The 487-nt window shown below is 66.7% G+C and carries 1 protein-coding gene; it reads left to right on the top strand.

The features are described from left to right. Positions 1–487 (top strand): AIR synthase-related protein (locus B3D39_RS04890; RefSeq protein WP_286789426.1); only part of this gene is annotated, 487 nt, incomplete at both ends.

The raw sequence follows: 487 nt of genomic DNA, 5'->3' as shown, positions 1-487 counted from the left end.
CGAGATCATGGGCCAGTTCGTGGGCGCCATCAAAGGCATCGACGCCGCCGTGCGCGCGCTCGACATGCCGATCGTGTCGGGCAACGTCTCGCTTTACAACGAAACCGACGGCACCGGCATCCTGCCCACGCCGACCATCGGCGCGGTCGGTCTGCTGAGCTCGCTCGACGAGCTGATCGCGGGCCTGCCGACGGCGGGCGACGTGGCGATGGTGATTGGCGAGACCAAGGGGCACCTCGATCAATCCGCGCTGGCATTTGAGGCCTTCGGGCTCGAGTCGGGCGACGCGCCCGAGGTCGATCTCGACGTCGAGAAACGCAATGGCGAGTTCCTGCGCGAGAACCGCGCGCTGGTCAAAGGCGCAAGCGATCTGTCGGATGGCGGGCTCGCGCTCGCAGCTTTCGAGATGGCGGAAGAAGCCGGTCTGGGCGTCACTCTCGAGGCTGACGACATCGCGACGCTCTTCGGCGAGGATCAGGGCCGCTAC

The organism is Thioclava sp. UBA3469 (genome assembly GCF_002378135.1).
In the GTDB taxonomy this organism is placed as follows: domain Bacteria; phylum Pseudomonadota; class Alphaproteobacteria; order Rhodobacterales; family Rhodobacteraceae; genus Thioclava; species Thioclava sediminum.
Note: the sequence above shows the minus strand (reverse complement) of the source record. Positions and strands in the feature narration are given on the sequence as shown.